This window comes from Arthrobacter sp. JCM 19049, from assembly GCF_001310435.1.
The window spans coordinates 1-18,944 of sequence record NZ_BAXF01000014.1; the positions used below are offsets into that span (position 1 = coordinate 1).

The following is an 18,944-nucleotide window of genomic DNA, read 5'->3' on the forward strand; positions in this document are numbered from 1 at the left end:
CCCGGGCGGCACTGTGTCACCCGCATGCGGCGCGGATCCATCCGGCAAAGCTGGTGACCGGACTGGCCGCGGCGGTGGAACGGCTCGGGGTGGAGATCTACGAAGACACCCGGGTCACCGAGATCCTGCCCCACCTGCTGCACACCAGCCACGGCAGCGTCGCAGCCGAACACATCGTGCGGGCCACCGAGGGGTTCACCGCCGCCCTGCCCGGCTGCGCCGGCTGTGGCTGCCGATGAACTCCTCAATGATTGTGACCGAGCCGCTGCCGCCAGCGGTGTGGGATGAGCTGAACTGGTCCAAGGGGGAGGTGTTGGGGGACTACGCGCACGTGTACATGTACGCCCAGCGCACCGCCGATGACCGGATCGCCATCGGGGGCCGCGGGGTGCCCTACAAATATGGGTCCCGCACCGACCTCGATGGGCGCACCGCGTCATCGACCGTCGCGGCATTGAGCGGCATCCTGCGCCGCTTCTTTCCCGTCACCAGCCAGGCACGCATCGAGCACGCGTGGTCCGGGGTGCTGGGCGTGCCCCGGGACTGGGCGGCAACGGTGGGCCTGGACCGGGACACCGGGCTGGCCTGGGCTGGGGGATACGTGGGTACGGGGGTGAGCGCCACCAATTTGGCCGGACGGACCTGGCCGACTTGATCCTGGGACGCGACAGCGAGCTGGTGCACCTGCCTGGGTGGATCGCCAGGCCCGCCGATGGGAACCCGAGCCGCTGCGCTGGCTCGCCACCACCTCACTATATGCGGCCTATCATGCCGCCGACCGGTCTGAGGCCGCCGGACGTGAACGCACCTCGCCGATTGCCCGGATCGCCGATCTCATCACCGGCAAATCTTGAGCTGTTCAATCCGCAATTCGAACATCTGAGATCCTTCCCAGTTAACGCAGAGAGCTTGTTCGCGCTATCCTCCTTAAGAACGATGGCGAACTGTGAGGATCACGAGTACTGTGACCTGAAGTGATTTATTGTTCTGGGATCGGTTATTTTTTGCGACCATTGCAGTGGACATCATGGCCCGTGCAAACCCTGTAATAAACTATCGAACACCTGCCTAAGGAGAACTATGGAAGAGCGCGTGGCTTTGCGCCAAACTCCGTATCCAATCCCCACGCTGGTCATGATGGGCGGCGCACTTCTTGTCGCCCTGATGTCGGTGGACTGGACCGGATCCGGCCAGGAACGCCCGATCTGGGTTTTCCTGCTGCCTCCAATCTTCGGGTCCGTCGGAAGCCTGCTTGGCCTCGCTCGCCGGGACTACTCCTGGGCGACCGCTTCGGCCATCCTGGGTCTGGGGCTGCTGCCCATGCCCATCATCCTCACCCTGCTTGTTGACGGAATGTAGCGACCCTGTCAATCCAGCTCCGCCCCGCGCCGGAATTACCGGCGCGCCACGGCGTCAGCCATCTGCTGTACGGTCTGGATCAGCAGCGGACGGGGCATCGCGAAATTCATGCGGAGAAAACCCTCCAGGCCGGAACCGCACTCCGCACCGTCCACCACCGCCACCTGGGCCTGCTGCAGCGTGAACTGCTGGGCATTGGGCGGCAGGCTGAGCCCGCTGGTGTTCAGCCAGGCCAGATAGGTGCCTTGCGGCGCAAGCCAGTCAATGCCCGGCAGTTGCTCGGACAGCAGTTGCCCCAGCAGGTCACGGTTGCCCTGCAGGTACTGCAGCACTTCATCGCGCCAGGCAGCACCATGATCATAGGCCGCCACGGTCGCCCGCATGCCCGGCAGGGAAGCGCCATGGCTGATGAAAAAACCATACTCCTGCCAGCGCTCAAGATCTTGCGGATTTGAGAAAATCAGCTGCGCGCACTTCAGGCCGGGAATGTTGAAGGTCTTGGACGCGCGGTCGCAGTGATCGCCTGGCGCGCCGCGGCCGAGTTAACCGAGGCGTAGGGCAGGTGATCTCGTCCGTCAAAGCTGATGGACGCGTGGATTTCATCGGAAAATACCCGTGCGTCGTGCCGGGCCACGATGGCCGAGAGCTCCTCCAGCTCGGTGCGCGAGTACATTTTCCCAACGGGGTTGTGCGGGTTGCACAGAATCACCAGGCCGCCAGCCGGGGCCAGTGCCGTGTCGATGGCGGCCAGATCCATGTGCCAGCCGTGCTCATCCCGCAACATCGGCACTTCAATGACCCGCCGCTGGCGCAGACGCGGGAACTTCAGGAACGGCATGTAGGCGGGGGTGGGCAGCACCACCGGCGCCGCGGGATCAAGGAAATAATCCAGCACGCCGCCCAGCCCGGCCAGCATGTCTCCGGTCGGCACGATGTTCTGTACGCCAGGGGCCCAACCGAAGTTCGTCGAATAGTAGTCATTGGTGGCCCGGGCCAGCTCGTGTTCCAGCCACGGGGGAGCATAACCGGTCAGTTCGGAGGAGGCATACTCCTCCAGCGCCGTGCGGATTGGCGCAGCCAGACCAAAATCCATCTCCGCCACCCAGGCGCCCATGGCGTCGGGAAAACCTGTCCACTTCAGGGACCCGCCCGATCGTAGGGACTGAACACTGCGTTGGTCCCACTGCTTCCGATGCTCCGTCATCAGTCCACCCCGTCCCTAGTTGTACACCCGGAACGCGACTTCGCCCCCGGCAGCGGGGTCGATGCCGCCCAGCACCCGATCCACCACCTGGGCCCGTGCCTGTTCCTCAATCGGGTCTTCACTCAGCCGGGTGAGGTACTCCCGGTGCTCAGACAGCGCAGCGATCGCGGCGGTGATATCGGCCTCGCCGACCGGAACATAATGGGTGGGGCTCTCGTCGGCAAATACCGCGATCATCCGCACGCCGGTCCAGACCGGTTCCTCCAGGTCCGGAAAGATCCAGGAGTTCGCGGCATCGGAGACCGAATCCAGCACTGCCCGGCCGACCGCCTGATGGTCGGCCGAGTTGCGGTTCACTCCACCAAAGGCCCGATCGAAGTTTAGGGTGATGACGACGTCGGGACGGTAGGCCCGGATTTTCTGGGCGAATTTGCGTCGCATCTGCAGGCCGTATTCCAGGCGGCCATCCGGCATTCCGAGGAATTCGAGGTTTTGCACCCCAACATGTCCGATGGCCCGCTGTTGTTCAGCTTCACGCAGTGGACCGGACTGTGCCGGTGCGATGCCCTCGATGCCTGCCTCGCCGGAGGTCGCCAGCACGTAGCTGACTTCCTTGCCTTGCCCGGTCCAGCGATTGACCGCCAGTGCGGTTCCGTATTCGGGGTCATCGGGGTGGGCCATCAGCACCAGGGCCCGGTTCCAGTCCTCATCAAACAGTTCTAGCTCATGCCGCGATTCTTCCCGATAAGCGGTGACTTGCCAATACTTCAAAAAAATCGCCAGAAGCCAGAAACAGGCGCCGTCCTGCTTGGGTTCCGGGCCAAGGCCAAGGCCTTTGCTTTAGCGGCCCATCAGGGAGGGAAGATAGCGATTCTGGGGCACTGCATGTTAACGAGCTGCCCGTCGGGACGCAGGAATTGCGGACCGTTGGGGTAGTGTCAGCCGTGCCGAGGTTGCTGAGACTAGTCCGAAGACAGCAAGGAACGCGTTGGCCGTCGTCCTGTGTGGAAGTCGTCGTTCGGTCAGTGCTCTGCCGGCTGACCAGCTACCGTTTCATGAAGTGCTCGACCCGGAGGGATCATGAAAGAAACCAACTATGACCATTTCGCCGCTGCGTATTCCACGGAAAACCAGGGTAGCCTGCTCAACGCGTACTACGAGCGACCGGCCATGCTTGAACTTGCCGGAGGCGTTGAGGGGCATCAGGTACTGGATGCCGGATGCGGATCTGGCCCCCTCATGGAAGAGCTGCGCAATCGGGGCGCCAATGTTGTTGGCTTCGATGCCAGCGCAGCCATGATCGACCTCGCCCGCAGCAGGCTCGGTTCGGCGGCAGATTTGTCGGTTGCAGACCTTAGCCGGCCACTTTCCTATTCCGATGATTCATTCGACGAGGTAATGGCATCCCTGGTTCTTCATTACCTGAAAGATTGGGTGGCGCCGCTTAGGGAATTTCGTCGCGTGCTTCGGCCCGATGGGCGGTTGATCGTATCCGTCAATCACCCAATCCTTTACCCGTGGACTCGCCCGGGCCAAGACTACTTCAAGCTCACCCGGTACAGCGATGAACTCACCTTCGACGGTCAATCCGCGAAGCTCACTTACTGGCACCGCCCGCTGCACATGATGACCGACGCCTTTTCGGAAGCGGGATTTCGAATCGAGGTGCTCAGCGAGCCAGGGTATTCGCCCGAAGCTCCCGCGGAAATCATTCCGCCTCAGTTCAAGGACCGAACCGCGTTTTTGAGTTTCATCTTCTTCGTTCTACGTCCCGATGGGTAGCGAGAAAGCCGCCAGCAGCCGCCTCCGGTGCTCAACCGACGATCTCTGAAAGTTCCAGCCAGCGTTCCTCAAGTTCATCGACCTGCTCCTGCAGTTCCCGCAATTCGGCCGTGAACTTTCCCAAGGCCTCATAGTCGCTTTGATCGTGCGCGGCCATCTTCTCGTGCAGCTTGCCGATCTTCTCGTTCAGCTGGCCCACCTTGCGCTCGTTGGCGTTCATTTCCTTCTGGGCCGCACGGATCTCGGCACCCGAGGGGCCAGCGGTCTTGGGCACCTGCGCTGCCCCGGCCTCGGGCTTGGCTCCGGAGCCGGATTCCTGGGCCTCGCGCAAACGCAGGTATTCATCGACGCCGCCTGGCACGTGGCGGAAGTGCCCTTCAAGGATCGCGTACTGCTGATCCGTGACGCGCTCCAACAGGTAGCGGTCGTGGGAAACCACAATCAGGGTGCCCGGCCAGGAATCGAGCAGGTCTTCCAGGGCGGCGAGCATGTCGGTATCCACATCGTTGGTGGGCTCATCCAGGATCATCACGTTCGGTTCGTTCATGAGGATCATCAGCAGCTGCAGGCGCCGGCGCTGTCCGCCGGAGAGCTCGGCGACCTTGGTGGACAGGTGCGCCCGGGAAAAGCCCAGGCGCTCCAGCAGCTGTGCCGGGGTCAGATCCTTGCCATCGACGTTAAAAGTGGTGCTGAAGCGGGAGAGCACCTCACGAACCTTGTCCTGGCCAATTTTCTGAAGTTCCCGAAACTGCTGGTCCAGTACGGCCAGCTTCACGGTCTTGCCCCGCTTGATTCGCCCGCTGCTGGGTTCCACGGTGCCGGCAATCAGGCCCAGCAGGGTGGATTTACCCGCGCCATTGGCGCCCAGGATGCCGGTTCGTTCGCCCGGACCGATCCGCCAGGTGAACGGCTTGAGGATTTGCCGGCCGTCAAAGCTGACCGACGTGTCGATCAGGTCCACCACATCCTTGCCGAGCCGGGCGGTGGCCATCTTCTTCAGCTCGATCGGGTTGCGGACCTCTGGCACATCGGTGATCAGCTGGTTGGCCGCCTCGATGCGGAACTTTGGTTTGAGGTGCGGGCCGGGGCGCCGCGGCGCAGCCAGGCCAGTTCCTTCTTCATCATGTTCTGGCGCTTGGATTCGGTCACCGCTGCAATCCGGTCACGCTCCACCCGCTGCAGCACATAGGCCGCGTAGCCGCCCTCGAAGGCTCGACGATCTGGTCGTGCACTTCCCACGTGGTGGTGCACACCGCATCCAGGAACCAGCGGTCGTGCGTGACCACCATCAGCCCGCCGGTGTTCTTGGCCCAGCGGTGGTTCAGGTGCTGTGCCAGCCAGGCGATGCCCTCCACGTCCAGGTGGTTGGTCGGCTCGTCGAGGATGATCACGTCCCAGTCCTCGACCAACAGCGCGGCCAGTGCCACCCGGCGACGCTGACCGCCGGAGAGCGTGGATATCTTCGCTTCCCATTCCAGGTCGGAGACCAGCCCGGCGATGATGTCGCGGATCTTGGGGTCCGAGGCCCATTCGTGTTCGGCCTGGTTGCCCACGACCGATTCGCGCACTGAGAGGGCCTCGTCCAGGGTGTCGGCCTGATCCAGGACCCCACCCGCAGCCCCGAACGCTGCGTGACCCGGCCCGAGTTGGGCTCCAGCCGTCCGGCAAGCATGCGCAGCAGCGAGGACTTGCCGTCGCCGTTGCGCCCCACCACGCCGATGCGGTCGCATCGGAAATGCCGATGGTTACCGAATCAAAGACGGTGTGGGTGGGATATTCCAGATGCAGGGCTTCGCCCCCGAGTAAATGTGCCACGTCTCCAGTCTACGAACCGGTACCAAATCCATGAATACCACCTCCATGACGCGATTGAGACTGTGCCGCTTGTCACAGGCTGCGGATGGGGCGAATGCCGGAATGGCCAATCTGCGCGTGTGGGCGTAAGCGGCGAAGGGGGTCTGGGAACAAGGGAACTCGGGCAGGGGAGAAGCGTGTGCTCCCTCGGCTTAAAGACGCAGGAATCCCGTGCGGGGCACGGCGATTTGTGATTTCACTACGCGCGGTGATCATGGCAGAATAATGAACTGTGCTTGACCCGGGCAGCCGGTGCCGGAGCACGATCCGCCCTGGTGTAATGGCAACACGCCAGCCTTTGGAGCTGTGCATTCTAGGTTCGAATCCTAGGGGCGGAACTCACGGCCAGTACGGCCCTGCCCACTGCGTTCATGCGATGTTCATTCCGCGCGCTAGACTATCCCATGGGTTTCTCAATATAGGCACGAGAGCTTGAAACGACATCGCAGGAGAACACAACTTGAGCGATCAGGTCAACGCACCAGTAGCTGTCATCGTCCTCGCCGCAGGCGCCGGTACCCGAATGAAATCGGCGAAACCCAAAATCATGCACGAGATCGCCGGTCGCTCCATGGTGGTCCATGCATTGCACGCGGCAGCGGCTCTGGAACCGAAGAACCTGGTCGCCGTGGTGCGCCACCAGCGTGATCTGGTCGCCGCGCACATCCTGGACCACTTCCCGCAGCTGACCATCGCGGATCAGGACGAGGTGCCTGGCACCGGCCGCGCCGTGCAGCAGGGACTGCAGGCCGTGGACGGATACCTGGAGGCACTGTCGTGGTGACCTACGGGGATGTGCCGCTGCTGACCAGCGAAGTCCTCAAGGACCTGGTTGCCGTCCACGAAGCCCAGGGCAACGCGGTCACCGTGCTGACCACCGAACTGGATGACCCCACCGGCTACGGCCGAATCCTGCGCGACGCGCAGGGGGATGTCACCGCGATTCGTGAACAAAAGGATGCGACCGCCGAGGAACTGGCGGTGAAGGAAATCAATTCCGGCATCTACGCGTTCGACGCCGCCATGCTCACCAGCGCGCTGCAGGAAGTGACCACCGAGAACGCGCAGGGCGAAATGTACCTGACCGACGTGCTGGCCATCGCCCGCAACCGCGGCGGCCGGGTGGCCACCGCTCAGATTTCGGACCGTTGGCAGATCGAGGGCGCCAACGACCGCGTCCAGGTTCAGCGCCTGGGCCAGGTGCTCAACGAGCGGCTGTGCGAGCACTGGATGCGCCAGGGCGTGACCATCATCGACCCCTCCACCACCTGGATCGACACCACCGTGGTGCTCAGCCAGGACGTAACCATCAAGCCCGGCACCCAGCTGCACGGCAACACCATGATCGGCACCGGCGCGGTGATCGGTCCGGACACCACCTTGACCAACGTGGTCGTCGGCCAGAACGCCACCGTCAAGCGCACCGACGCCACCGACTCGCGCATCGGGGAAGGGGCCACCGTCGGCCCGTTCACCTACCTGCGCCCCGGCACCGAGCTCGGCTCGGACGGAAAGATCGGCGCCTTCTATGAGACGAAGAACGTCAGCATCGGGCGCGGCTCCAAACTCTCGCACCTCGGCTACGCCGGGGACGCTGAAATCGGTGAGTACACCAACATCGGGTGTGGCAACATCACCGCAAACTACGACGGCGTGAAGAAGCACCGGACCAAGATCGGTTCGCACGTGCGCACCAGCTCGAACACCGTGTTCGTGGCCCCGGTCGAAATCGGGGACGGCGCGTACACCGGTGCCGGAGCCGTCGTCCGCAAGAACGTCCCGGCCGGTGCCCTGGCACTGTCCGTGGCTCCGCAGCGCAACTCCGAAGGGTGGACCCTGGCCAAGCGCCCGGGCAGCGCTCGGCAGACGCTGCCTTCAAGGCGGCCCTGGACACCTCGGATATCGAGTAGCCAGGCATCCCCCGGAATTTCCTCAGAAACCACCTCTACGTGATAGCGAAGCGAGCGAGAAAGCAAACCCATGAGTGAAATTAGCCATAACGTCGACAAGAAGCTGGTCTTGGCGACCGGCCGCGCCCACCCGCAGCTTGCGGAAGAAGTGGCGAAGGCACTGGACACCGAACTGCTTCCGTTGAACGCCTACGATTTCGCCAATGGTGAGATCTACGTTCGCTCGGACGAGTCGGTGCGCGGCAAGGACGTCTTTTTGATGCAGTCCTATCCGGCACCGCTGAACAACTGGCTGATGGAACAGCTGATCATGATCGACTCGATGAAGCGGGCCAGCGCCCAGCGCATCACCGTGGTCGCCCCGTTCTACCCCTACGCCCGCCAGGACAAGAAGGGCCGCGGCCGCGAGCCGATCTCGGCCCGCCTGGTGGCCGACCTGTTCAAGCCGCCGGCGCGGACCGCATCATCTCCTGCGACCTGCACACCGCGCAGATCCAGGGCTTCTTCGACGGTCCGGTTGACCACCTCTTCGCTTTCCCGCTGCTGGCCGACTACATCCGCGACATCGTCGAGGATGACAAGATCACCGTGGTTTCCCCGGACACCGGACGCGTGCGCGTGGCAGAGCAGTGGGCCGAACGCCTGGGCGGCGCCCCGCTGGCGTTCGTGCACAAGTCCCGCGATCTGACCATGCCGAACCAGGCCGAGTCCAAGACCGTGGTCGGCCAGGTCAAGGGCCGCACCGCGGTGTTGATTGACGACATGATCGACACCGGCGGCACGATCGCCGGGGCGGTGCGCGTGCTGAAGGAAGCCGGCGCGAAGGACGTCATCATCGCCGCCACCCACGCCGTGTTCTCCGAGCCGGCCTCCCAGCGCCTGGCCGAATGCGGTGCCCGTGAGGTCGTGGTGACCAACACCCTGCCGATCCCGGAGGAAAAGCGCTTCGAGAACCTGACCGTGCTGTCCATCGCTCCGCTGCTGGCCCGCGCCATCAGCGAAGTGTTCAAGGACGGTTCGGTGACCAACCTGTTCGACGGCCGCGCCTAAGCGCAGCTGCACTTCAACGACCGCTGGCCGGCCCCCGCTCCCGGGGTGCCGGCCAGCGGTCTTTGGGAAGGTGCCCGGCGGCCCGGCTCAGTTCACCGCAAAGGGGTCGGCCAGGGTTGCGGCGAGGGAAGCTTCCAGCAGTTCGCGCAGCGCCGCCTGGTCCACACCCTCAAGCCGGGTCAAATACAGGCACGCCTTGCTCGCCCTGTATTTGCCCAGTCGTTCCAGCAGCTGCGGCCACCGCTGGGCAAAGTCGCTAACCAGGTAGATGGTGTGCCGGCTCGCGCCCGGGGCAAAGGCCAGCAACGGGGCCTGCCCACCATGGCTGGTGGCGTACCGGTACTCGTACTGCCCGAAGCCGATAATGCGTCCGGCCCACACCACCGGTTCCTGCCCACTGATCTGTCCGAACAGCTCCAGCAGCTGCTCGGCCTCAGCGCGGCGTGGACCGCTGGCGCGATCCAGAACCGGCCCGACGGGCAGATCCGAGGGTGACATTGCCGGTTCCTTGCCTGCCATGATCGTCCTTCCAAAAAACAGCTGATTGTTCGCCATCCTATGCGATGACGCGCACCCTTTGGACGGTGCCGGAGCGCTGGCCCACCGACTTGGCGGGCTTCCCGCCGTGTGTTTCCGGCAACAGGTTTTCATCCAGCGCGCAGGCACTGCTAGAATTATTGACTGTGCCCAGGCGAGGGGACCGGCTGTCAAGAGCCGGGACCGTTATCGACAAGGCCGGAAACGCTCGGTGAGAACCACTTCGGTGGGCTTTGTGCCGATGCTTCCCTGGTCCACGCGAGGGCGACAACGAAGCATTGAACAACCGAAGGAGAACACCATGAGCTCTGTAAACCTCGACGCCATCGTCCGCGAAGACTTCGGCAAGGGCGCTGCCCGCCGTGCCCGCCGCGATGCCAAGATCCCTGCCGTGGTCTACGGCGCAAGCTCCCAGCCGCTGCACGTGCTGCTGCCGGCCCAGGAAACCACCCTGGCCGTCCGCGACCGCTCCATTGAGCTGGTCCTGAACGTGGATGGCAAGGAAGTCAAGACCACCGTCAAGGAGCTGCAGATCAACGCGCTGAGCCGCAACATCGATCACATCGACCTGATGGTTGCCGCCTAAGCAACGCAGCAGACCCATAGCTGATCATCATGAGTGATGAGACCTGGCTGGTAGCCGCTCGGGAATCCCGGGCCCGGCTACGCTGGCAATAGACACAATGTCGGCACATGGTGCTCGACGAACTGGCCTCCCGCGTGGGCGGCAAGTTCAAATCCCATCCTTCACGCGCCCAAATCATCCAGGGCCGCATGGGAATCGGCGGGCCACGCCTCGTGCTGGCCAAGCCCGGCACCTATATGAACCTATCGGGTCAACCGGTGGGCAAACTGGCGAAGTTCTTCTCTGTCATCCCCGACCACGTGATCGTCGTGCACGACGAGGTCGACATCCCCTTCGAGCAGATCAAGCTCAAGCAGGGCGGGGGAGAGGGCGGACACAACGGCCTGCGGGATATCTCCAAGGCACTGGGCACCAAAGACTACCTGCGCGTGCGGGTTGGCGTAGGTCGTCCACCTGGCCGCATGGAGACCGCGGACTGGGTGCTGCGCGACTTTTCCAAGACCGAACGCGCCAGCCTGCCGCTGCATTTGGACCGTGCGGCCGACGCGGTGGAAAGCCTGATCACCCAGGGCCTGGAACGCACACAACTAAAATTCCACGGCTCCTAAAATACCTAGTCAACCCCGTTTGCTAAGAGTACGCGCAAGCAATCTACCAAGCAGTAATAGTCCAGTTGTGCGCCAAAAAGTATGGCTATATTCTCTCATTCGGCTTCGGTTGAGAGGCCGATGAAGTCGCCGACAGCTGACAGGCCTCCCCCAAGTACGGCCTAACTCCCCCAAGAGTCAGTTGTCGGCGTCTTCGCGTTAACGGGCAGGGGCCGCTAACTAAGGACCGGCTTAGGTGTCAGTTCGCGGATGAGGTGGAATAATTAGCCCATGTTCGCTTTCCCTAATCATTGGGCGGGGAGAGGCCACCACCACCACCGGAGGGACACGTGCATTTGGCAAGTAGCACCACTTCGACCCTGCAGCAGCCATTGACGAGTCAGGAAGTCGCGCGGATCAAGGCAGACTTCCAGATTCTCGATCAACCGGTCTCTGGCCACGAGTTGGTCTACCTGGACTCCGGGGCCACCAGCCAAAACCGCGGTGCGTCTATGAGGCCGAGCAGCATTTCTACGAAACCGCCAACGCGGCGGTGCACCGTGGTGCGCACAGCCTGGCTGTGGAGGCCACCGACGTCTTCGAAAACGCCCGTGCGACGGTCGCCTCCTTCATTGGGGCGGCACCAAACGAGCTGGTGTGGACCTCGAATGCCACCGAGGCGTTGAACCTGCTGACCTACTCCTTCTCCAACGCCTCACTGGGCCGCGGGGGAGCGGAGGCCCGCCGCTTCGCCTTTGGCCCGGGCGACGAGATCCTGGTCACCGAACTGGAACACCACGCGAATCTGATCCCGTGGCAGGAGCTGGCCTTCCGCACCGGCGCCACGCTGCGCTACGTCCCGGTCAGTGACCAGGGGGTGCTGCGCTACGACCTGTTGGACGAGCTGGTCACCGAACGCACCAAGGTGGTCGCCTTCACCCACGTCTCGAACGTGCTGGGCACCGTGATCGACGTACCGAAGTTCGTGCAGGCCGCCCGCCGGGTCGGGGCCCTGACGGTGCTCGACGGCTGCCAATCGGTTCCACACCTGCCGGTGAACGTGAAGAACCTGGACGTGGATTTCATGGCCTTCTCCGGGCATAAGATGCTCGGCCCCACAGGCATCGGGGCCCTCTACGGCCGGGCCGAACTGCTCGACGCGATGCCCCCGTTCCTCACCGGTGGATCCATGATCACCCTGGTGGACATGGAACACGCCGAATACCTGCCCTCGCCCCAGCGCTTTGAGGCCGGAACCCAGCGGATCTCCCAGGCCCACGGCCTGGCCACCGCGGCCAGCTACCTGGACGAAATCGGCATGCAGCGCATCGCCGAATGGGAAGAGCGCCTGGGAGGGCTGCTGCTGCAGGGCCTGGCGAACCTTGAAGGCGTGCGGGTCTTCGGTCCCACCGATGCCCCCCGCATCGGCACAGTCCCATTTGAAGTCACCGGCGTGCATCCGCACGACGTGGGCCAGTACTTGGACTCGCGGGGCATTGCGGTCCGGGTGGGTCACCATTGCGCCCAGCCGCTGCACCGGGCCCTGGGTGTCACCGCCACCACCCGCGCCAGCACCTATTTGTACAACACCGAAGAAGACATCGCCCGGCTCATCGAAGCCGCCGGCTCGGTTCGAAAGTATTTTGGAGTCTAAGTGAACGACCTCGATCAGCTCTACCAACAGGTCATCCTCGACCACGCCAAGACGCGCACCGGATCCCCGTTGCAGCAGCCCGGCCAGGGCCACCGGCACGGCGAATCCCACCAGCACAATCCCATCTGCGGGGACCAGATTAAGGTCCGTGTCGAACTGGGCGAGGGCGGGGGCCTGCAGACCATCAGCTGGGAAGGGGAAGGGTGCTCGATTTCCATGGCCTCGGCCTCGGTGCTCACCGAGCTGGCCACCGGGCTGAGCCGTGATGAATTCATGGAGCGCCTGGGGCTCTTCCGTGAGATGATGCGCTCCCGCGGAACCGCCACCCCCGATGAGGAGGCCCTGGAGGACGCGGCCGCCTTTGTGGGGGTCTCCAAGTTCCCGGCACGGGTCAAATGCGCCATGCTTTCCTGGGTGGCCGCAGAGGCCGCCCTGCTGGCCGCCAACGGCCAATAGCACGCTGGCAGGCCGTAGCAACGGCGCGGTGCCCGGAGGAACACTTCAGCTTGGAAACCACTGGTTTCCAAGGCTGACGTGTTCATCAGGATAGTTGCCGTACCGGGCTCACGCCCGCAGGAGGCGTGAGCAAATCAGCTGTCCTGCTGGTAGACGTCCGGGATCCCGTCCTTGTTTTCGTCCCGGGTTTCACGTTCGTGGATGACCCGGTAGCGGCGGTTACGCGGCACCAGCCACAGTGCGCCGAGGATCGCGGCGACAAACGACCCGATAAGGATGGCCACCTTCGCGTGCTCGTAGTGCGGGGACTGCAGGCCGAAGGACAGCTCGGAGACCAGCAGCGAGACGGTGAAACCGATGCCGGCCAGCAGCGTCACGCCCAGCAGGTCGCCCCACTTGGTGTCCTCATCCAGGGAAGCCTTGGTGAACTTGGTCAGCACCCAGGTCGAACCCATGATGCCGATCGGCTTGCCGACCACCAGGCCGATGACAATGCCCCAGAACACCGGATCCAGGAACAGTTCGCCAGCCGATTCCATGCCCACCACCGAGACGCCGGCGGAGAAGAAGGCGAACACCGGGATCGCGAACCCACTGGACAGTGGCCGGAAGCGGTGCTCGAACTCTTGGGCCAGTCCCCGTCCGCGCCCCGGGTGGCGGCGCTTGACCGGTACGCAGAAGCCCAGCACCACGCCGGCAATAGTGGCGTGGACCCCCGAACCGAAAACGAAAATCCAGTCAGTACGCCCAACGGCAGCAACAGCAGCCAAGCCGCCCAAGCATGGTTGGCGAAGAGCTTGCCGAAGGCGTAGGCCAGGATGGTAAACGCGGCAATCGGGATCAGGGCCAGGCCCAGGTAATTCAGCTTCAGCTCGTCGGTGAAGACAAACGCGATGATCATGATCGCGATCAAGTCATCGACACGGCCAGGGTCAGCAGGAAGATGCGCAGCGCGGTGGGCAGGGCCGAACCGATGACGGCCAGCACCGCGACCGCGAACGCAATATCGGTGGCGGTGGGAATCGCCCAGCCGCGCAGGGTTTCCTCACCGGCGGAGAAGTTGATGATCGTGTAGAACAGGGCCGGGACCAGTACACCGCCAAACGCGGCCGTCACCGGCACAACGGCGGTCTTGAAACGCCGCAGGTCGCCGATCACGAATTCCTTCTTCAGCTCCAACCCGGTGAGGAAGAAGAAGATGGCCAGCAAGGCATCGGCCGCCCAGTGCCCGAGGGACAGATCCAGGTTCACGCCGAAGATCTCGGGCCCGAAGTGGAAGTCGCGCAACGCGAAGTATGAATCGCTCCAGGGGGTGTTGGCCCAGATCAGGGCCAGAACCGCACCGGCGATCAGCAGCATCCCGCCGACGGTTTCCTTGCGCAGGATCTTGCCGATGCGGATGAATTCGGGATAGCTCGGGCGGGAGAACAGACGGTGCTGTCCTGGCGAGGGTGTTTGGGGCATGAAGGGTCTCGCTTACTACTTGGATGAACATTTTCCGCCGACCAGACTTCCCGGCACACCAAAGACAACAGTATCGATTTGAGCCGCAGCTCACAAGCAAAGCCCGGCGTCCACCGACGTCGTGGTCACCGGGCCTTGGGCTGGCGGGAAGAACGGACTTACTTCGACAACCAGGCGTTGACCTGGGCTGCCTGCATGTTCAGGCCTTGCCCAGGTACGGCTCGGCCGCCGAAGCGATCTTGCCGCCAATGAACGGAATGGAGGAGGAGACTTTTGCCTCAATGGCGAAATTGGTGCCCTCGGCGTTCGCGTCCAACGCCTCCGAGCCACTGACGCTCACCGGCACCCCGCCCACCGAGATGTCCACCGTGGCGGTGCGGCTGCCCGAGGCATCCGGGACGCCCCACTTCTCGGTCTGGGTGACTTCCACGGAGGAGCCAACGAACTTCTTGGCCATGTCCGGCACCCGATCGGTGGGCAACGCGCGCACGGTGATCAGGGTAAAAGCGCCAGCGGTGTCGCCCTGGACGGAGAAGTCGGTCAGGGTTCCTTGGCCAGGGTGGTCAGGTGCTCGGCGAACTCGCGGTTCGTCAGCGTGGCGATAATGTCGGAAACCGGGTGGGGAATCTGGGTGCTAGCGTTCAGTGCCATGGATGCGTTGCCAATCCTTTGTTATTCGCTGCGGGTACCCACCGGTTAATGTTCCCGGTGAATCGATCACAATCTAGCCTACCGGCCAGCACCGGTTGGGTAGGCTAGGAGGGCATGGCGAAACACCATTTGATCTGTTGCGCGGCCCCCGGAACCCCGAAGGCCGCCCGTCGTGCTGCGCGCATGCCCGTCACCGACATGTCCGCCCCCGACATGCCCAGCGTCGAGATGCCCCACCCAGAATTGCCGCGAGAGGACCGTTGACTGTCATGACCCTGCACGGACTGCATGATTTCCTGCGCACCGAGACGTCATTCAAGAGGATCCACGAGAACGCCGCCCGACCCTATTCCACGCGCAGCACCGAGATTGAGATCGCCGCGCCCGCCGGGATGCGCGCCATCCTCAGCGCCCAAGTCAGTGACGCGCTGGTCGCCGCCGAGCATGAGGGGGTGGTGCTGGTTGTCACCGCCACCGGGCGGGAGGCCGAGGAGGTCTCCGAATCGCTGGGCGCCTACATGGACCGGGCCTCGGTCGCCGAGTTCCCCTCCTGGGAAACCCTGCCGCACGAACGGCTCTCCCCGCGCAGCGACACCGTGGGCCGGCGCCTGGAGGTGCTGCGCCGGCTGCATGACGGCGATCCGAACCTGAAGGTCATCATCGCCCCGATCCGCGCGGTCCTGCAGCCGCTGGTGCAGGGACTGGGACAGCTGCGCCCGGTGCAGTTGGAGCTGGGGGCCGAACCCGGGTTCGACCAGGTGATCAAGGACCTGGCCGCGGCGGCCTACGCCCGGGTGGACATGGTGACCCACCGCGGGGAGTTTGCGGTGCGCGGCGGCATCATCGACGTCTTCCCCCCGACCCTGGACCACCCGGTGCGCATTGACTTCTTCGGTGACGAGATCGACACCATGCGCTACTTTTCGATCGCTGACCAGCGCTCCATGAGCGACCAGGCGCCGGAGCACATCACCGCCACCCCCTGCCGCGAACTGCTGATCACCGCGAAGGTGATGAGCCGGGCCGCGAAACTGGCCGATCAGTTCCCCGCAGCCACCGAAATGCTGACGAAGATCGCCGGGGGGATCGCCGTGGAGGGCATGGAGTCCCTCGCCCCGGTGCTGGTGGACAAGATGGTGCCGCTGCTCTCGCTGCTGCCGGCCTCCTCGGTGGCGCTGGTCATGGAGCCAGAACGGTGCGCACCCGGGCCCACGACCTGAATGAGACGAACGCCGAATTTTTGGCCGCCGCCTGGGCCTCGGCCTCCGATGGGGCCAATGCGCCGCTGGATCTGTCCACCGCGGAGGCCGGGCGCCAGCTGGCCTCGGGCGACTTCGCCTCGTTGAGCGAGACGGTGGAGCACGCCGCGGCGGCCGAGGTCTCCTGGTGGGCGGTGACCTCACTGGCGCCGATGAGGAACTGGAGCTGGGAGCCGAGACCATCCGGGTGCACGCCCGCGAACCGCGCGGTTACCAGGGGGACATCGAGGAAATGATGGCGTTCATCTCCTCCCGGATCCGCGATGAGTGGCGCCTGGTGGTCGCCACCGAGGGCCCCGGCCCGGCCGCCCGGCTCTCCCAGCTGTTCCACGAATACCAGATCCCGGCCCACCGGGTGGAGCAGATCTCCCAGGACCCCACCCCGGGCTGATTGAGATCACCCAGGCACAGGCCGGACGCGGTTCGTGTTCGATGAGCTGAAGTTCGGCCTGCTCACCGAGGCCGACCTGCTGGGCCGCTCCAGCGCCTACGCCCCGCGCGCCGGCAAGAAAATGACCGCCAAGCGCAAGCGCAACGCGGTGGACCCGCTGTCCCTGGTCGCCGGGGACTACATCGTGCACGAGCAGCACGGCATCGGCAAGTTCGTGGAGCTGGTGGCTCGCAGGGTCGCCGGGTCCTCCAAGGACGCCAGGCGCGAATACCTGGTGGTGGAGTACGCCCCTCCAAGCGCGGCGCCCCCGGCGACCGCTTGTTCGTGCCCATGGACCAGCTGGACACCATCACCCGCTACGTGGGCGCCGAATCACCCAGCCTGTCCAAGATGGGCGGGTCGGACTGGTCGAACACGAAGTCCAAGGCCCGCAAGGCGGTCAAGCAGATCGCCGGGGACCTGATCAAGCTGTACTCGGCGCGCATGGCCAGCCGCGGCCACGCCTTTGGATCCGACACCCCCTGGCAGTCGGAGCTGGAGGAGGCCTTCGCCTATGTGGAAACCCCGGACCAGCTCACCGCCATCAACGAGGTGAAGGCCGATATGGAAAAGCAGGTCCCGATGGACCGGCTGATCTCCGGGGACGTGGGCTTTGGCAAGACCGAGATCGCGGTGCGCGCCGCCTTCAAGGCGGTGCAGGACTCCAAGCAGGTGGCCCTGCTGGTGCCCACCACGCTGCTGGCTTCCCAGCACTACCAGACCTTCACCGAACGCTACTCCGGATTCCCGGTGCGGGTGAAGGCGCTCTCGCGCTTCCAGACCGCCAAGGAAGCCAAGGAGGTGCTCGCCGGGCTTAAGGACGGCAGCGTGGACATCGTCATCGGCACCCACCGGCTGCTGTCCAAGAACGTGGAGTTCAAGAACCTGGCCTGGTGATCATCGACGAGGAGCAGCGCTTCGGCGTGGAGCACAAGGAGGAGCTGAAGAAGCTGCGCACCAACGTGGATGTGCTGGCCATGAGCGCCACCCCGATCCCGCGCACCCTGGAGATGAGCCTGACCGGGATCCGGGAAACCTCCACGCTGGCCACCCCGCCGGAGGAGCGCCACCCGGTGCTCACCTATGTGGGTCCACGCACCGACAAGCAGATCTCCGCGGCGATCCGCCGCGAGCTGATGCGTGACGGTCAGGTGTTCTTCGTGCACAACCGGGTTTCCTCGATTGAGCGGGTCGCCGCCGAACTGCGCGAGCTGGTGCCCGAGGCGCGGGTTGAGGTGGCCCACGGCAAGATGAGTGAATCCCGCCTGGAACGGATCATCCAGGACTTCTGGGAACGCAAGTTTGATGTGCTGGTTTCCACCACCATCATCGAAACCGGCCTGGACATCTCCAACGCGAACACGCTGATCGTGGACCGGGCCAACAACTACGGCCTGTCCCAGCTGCACCAGCTGCGCGGGCGCGTGGGCCGGGCCCGGGAACGGGCCTACGCCTACTTCCTGTGGGACGCCGAAAAGCCGCTGGGCGAGGTGGCCCTGGAGCGGCTGAAGGCGGTCGCGGCGCACAATGAACTCGGCTCGGGCTACCAGCTGGCGATGAAGGACCTGGAACTGCGCGGGGCGGGCAACCTGCTGGGCGGGGAACAGTCCGGGCACATCGCCGGGGTGGGCTTCGACCTGTACCTGCGCCTAGTCGGGGAGGCCGTGGCCGACTACAAGGGGGAGGGGGACACCGAGCCGGCGGAAATGAAGATCGAGCTGCCGGTCAACGCCCACCTGCCCCACGACTACGTGCCCGGCGAACGGCTGCGCCTGGAGGCGTACCGCAACATCGCCTCGGCCGAGACCCCCGAGGCGCTGGCCGAGGTGGGGGAGGAGCTGGTGGACCGCTACGGCAAGATGCCGGCCCCGGTGCAGAACTTGTTGCGGGTGGCCGGGCTGCGGATCCGGGCCCGGGCAGCGGGCCTGAGCGACATCCAGCTGATCGGCAACCACGTGAAGGTCGCCCCGGCGAAGATCGAGGACCTGCCCGCCTCCCGCCAGGTGCGCCTGGAGCGGCTGTATCCGGGGGCGGCGAACAAGCCGGCGCTGAACGCGATCTTCTTCGATCGTCCGCGCACCGCCCCGGTGGGCGGACGCCCGCTGGCCGACGAGGAGATCCTGGACTGGGCCGAACAGCTGCTCTACAACCTGTTCGAAAA

Annotated in this window: 9 protein-coding genes, 1 tRNA gene and 8 pseudogenes; 11 read left to right on the top strand and 7 right to left on the bottom strand. The window is 64.4% G+C overall.

Annotated elements, in window-relative coordinates; translation table 11 throughout:
* Together JCM19049_RS01690 and JCM19049_RS01695 are read left to right on the top strand one after the other, a co-directional pair.
* Positions 1-854, top strand: a pseudogene (locus JCM19049_RS01690) (NAD(P)/FAD-dependent oxidoreductase); the annotation flags it as partial.
* Between the two features lie 280 nt (positions 855-1,134).
* Entirely contained in the window at positions 1,135-1,359 is a 225-nt protein-coding gene (locus JCM19049_RS01695; RefSeq protein ID WP_279402233.1) for a hypothetical protein, read from the top strand.
* A 35-nt stretch (positions 1,360-1,394) separates the two neighbouring features.
* Here JCM19049_RS01695 and JCM19049_RS01700 read toward each other — a convergent pair whose 3' ends face one another.
* From JCM19049_RS01700 to JCM19049_RS01710, 3 genes are all read right to left on the bottom strand, one after another.
* Positions 1,395-1,730 (bottom strand): hypothetical protein, encoded by a 336-nt coding sequence (locus JCM19049_RS01700; protein WP_279402234.1) that lies wholly within the window; start codon positions 1,728-1,730, stop codon positions 1,395-1,397.
* 104 nt (positions 1,731-1,834) lie between these two features.
* Complete coding sequence (locus JCM19049_RS01705; RefSeq protein WP_054820610.1) at positions 1,835-2,473, bottom strand: aminotransferase class I/II-fold pyridoxal phosphate-dependent enzyme; 639 nt, start codon at positions 2,471-2,473, stop codon at positions 1,835-1,837.
* Between the two features lie 105 nt (positions 2,474-2,578).
* Positions 2,579-3,334, bottom strand: a complete 756-nt coding sequence (locus tag JCM19049_RS01710; RefSeq protein ID WP_279402235.1) for a PIG-L family deacetylase — start codon at positions 3,332-3,334, stop codon at positions 2,579-2,581.
* Between the two features lie 309 nt (positions 3,335-3,643).
* Between JCM19049_RS01710 and JCM19049_RS01715 the strand changes: the two genes are divergently transcribed.
* Positions 3,644-4,345, top strand: a complete 702-nt coding sequence (locus JCM19049_RS01715) for a class I SAM-dependent methyltransferase (protein WP_054820611.1) — start codon at positions 3,644-3,646, stop codon at positions 4,343-4,345.
* Positions 4,346-4,376: 31 nt separating this feature from the next.
* Here JCM19049_RS01715 and JCM19049_RS01720 read toward each other — a convergent pair.
* Positions 4,377-6,160, bottom strand: a pseudogene (locus JCM19049_RS01720) (ABC-F family ATP-binding cassette domain-containing protein).
* 305 nt (positions 6,161-6,465) lie between these two features.
* On the opposite strand from JCM19049_RS01720, the gene JCM19049_RS01725 reads away from it, so the two are divergent.
* The 3 genes and pseudogenes from JCM19049_RS01725 to JCM19049_RS01735 all read left to right on the top strand — a co-directional run bounded on the left by JCM19049_RS01725 (position 6,466) and on the right by JCM19049_RS01735 (position 9,159).
* Positions 6,466-6,537, top strand: a tRNA-Gln gene (locus JCM19049_RS01725).
* Positions 6,538-6,659: 122 nt separating this feature from the next.
* A pseudogene (gene glmU / locus JCM19049_RS01730) lies at positions 6,660-8,152 on the top strand (bifunctional UDP-N-acetylglucosamine diphosphorylase/glucosamine-1-phosphate N-acetyltransferase GlmU).
* A gap of 27 nt (positions 8,153-8,179) precedes the next feature.
* A pseudogene (locus tag JCM19049_RS01735) lies at positions 8,180-9,159 on the top strand (ribose-phosphate diphosphokinase).
* A gap of 87 nt (positions 9,160-9,246) precedes the next feature.
* Here JCM19049_RS01735 and JCM19049_RS01740 read toward each other — a convergent pair.
* Positions 9,247-9,678 carry a DUF1801 domain-containing protein gene (locus tag JCM19049_RS01740; protein ID WP_054820612.1) on the bottom strand — a complete coding sequence of 144 codons (432 nt, stop codon included), beginning with the start codon at positions 9,676-9,678 and terminating at the stop codon, positions 9,247-9,249.
* A gap of 319 nt (positions 9,679-9,997) precedes the next feature.
* On the opposite strand from JCM19049_RS01740, the gene JCM19049_RS01745 reads away from it, so the two are divergent.
* The 4 genes and pseudogenes from JCM19049_RS01745 (at position 9,998) to sufU (ending at position 12,979) form a co-directional block, all read left to right on the top strand.
* Positions 9,998-10,282, top strand: coding sequence for a 50S ribosomal protein L25 (locus tag JCM19049_RS01745; protein WP_054820613.1), 285 nt, complete (start codon positions 9,998-10,000; stop codon positions 10,280-10,282).
* 29 nt (positions 10,283-10,311) lie between these two features.
* Positions 10,312-10,890 (top strand): annotated as a pseudogene (gene pth / locus JCM19049_RS01750) (aminoacyl-tRNA hydrolase).
* 335 nt (positions 10,891-11,225) lie between these two features.
* A pseudogene (locus JCM19049_RS01755) lies at positions 11,226-12,523 on the top strand (SufS family cysteine desulfurase).
* Positions 12,524-12,979 (top strand): Fe-S cluster assembly sulfur transfer protein SufU, encoded by a 456-nt coding sequence (sufU, locus tag JCM19049_RS01760; protein ID WP_054820614.1) that lies wholly within the window; start codon positions 12,524-12,526, stop codon positions 12,977-12,979.
* 134 nt (positions 12,980-13,113) lie between these two features.
* Here the strand turns inward: sufU and nhaA are convergent.
* Both nhaA and JCM19049_RS17910 read right to left on the bottom strand, forming a co-directional pair.
* Positions 13,114-14,443: pseudogene (gene nhaA, locus JCM19049_RS01765) on the bottom strand (Na+/H+ antiporter NhaA).
* 199 nt (positions 14,444-14,642) lie between these two features.
* Entirely contained in the window at positions 14,643-14,933 is a 291-nt protein-coding gene (locus JCM19049_RS17910) for a DUF2505 domain-containing protein (RefSeq protein WP_279402236.1), read from the bottom strand.
* A 430-nt stretch (positions 14,934-15,363) separates the two neighbouring features.
* On the opposite strand from JCM19049_RS17910, the pseudogene mfd reads away from it, so the two are divergent.
* A pseudogene (gene mfd / locus JCM19049_RS01775) lies at positions 15,364-18,944 on the top strand (transcription-repair coupling factor); the annotation flags it as partial.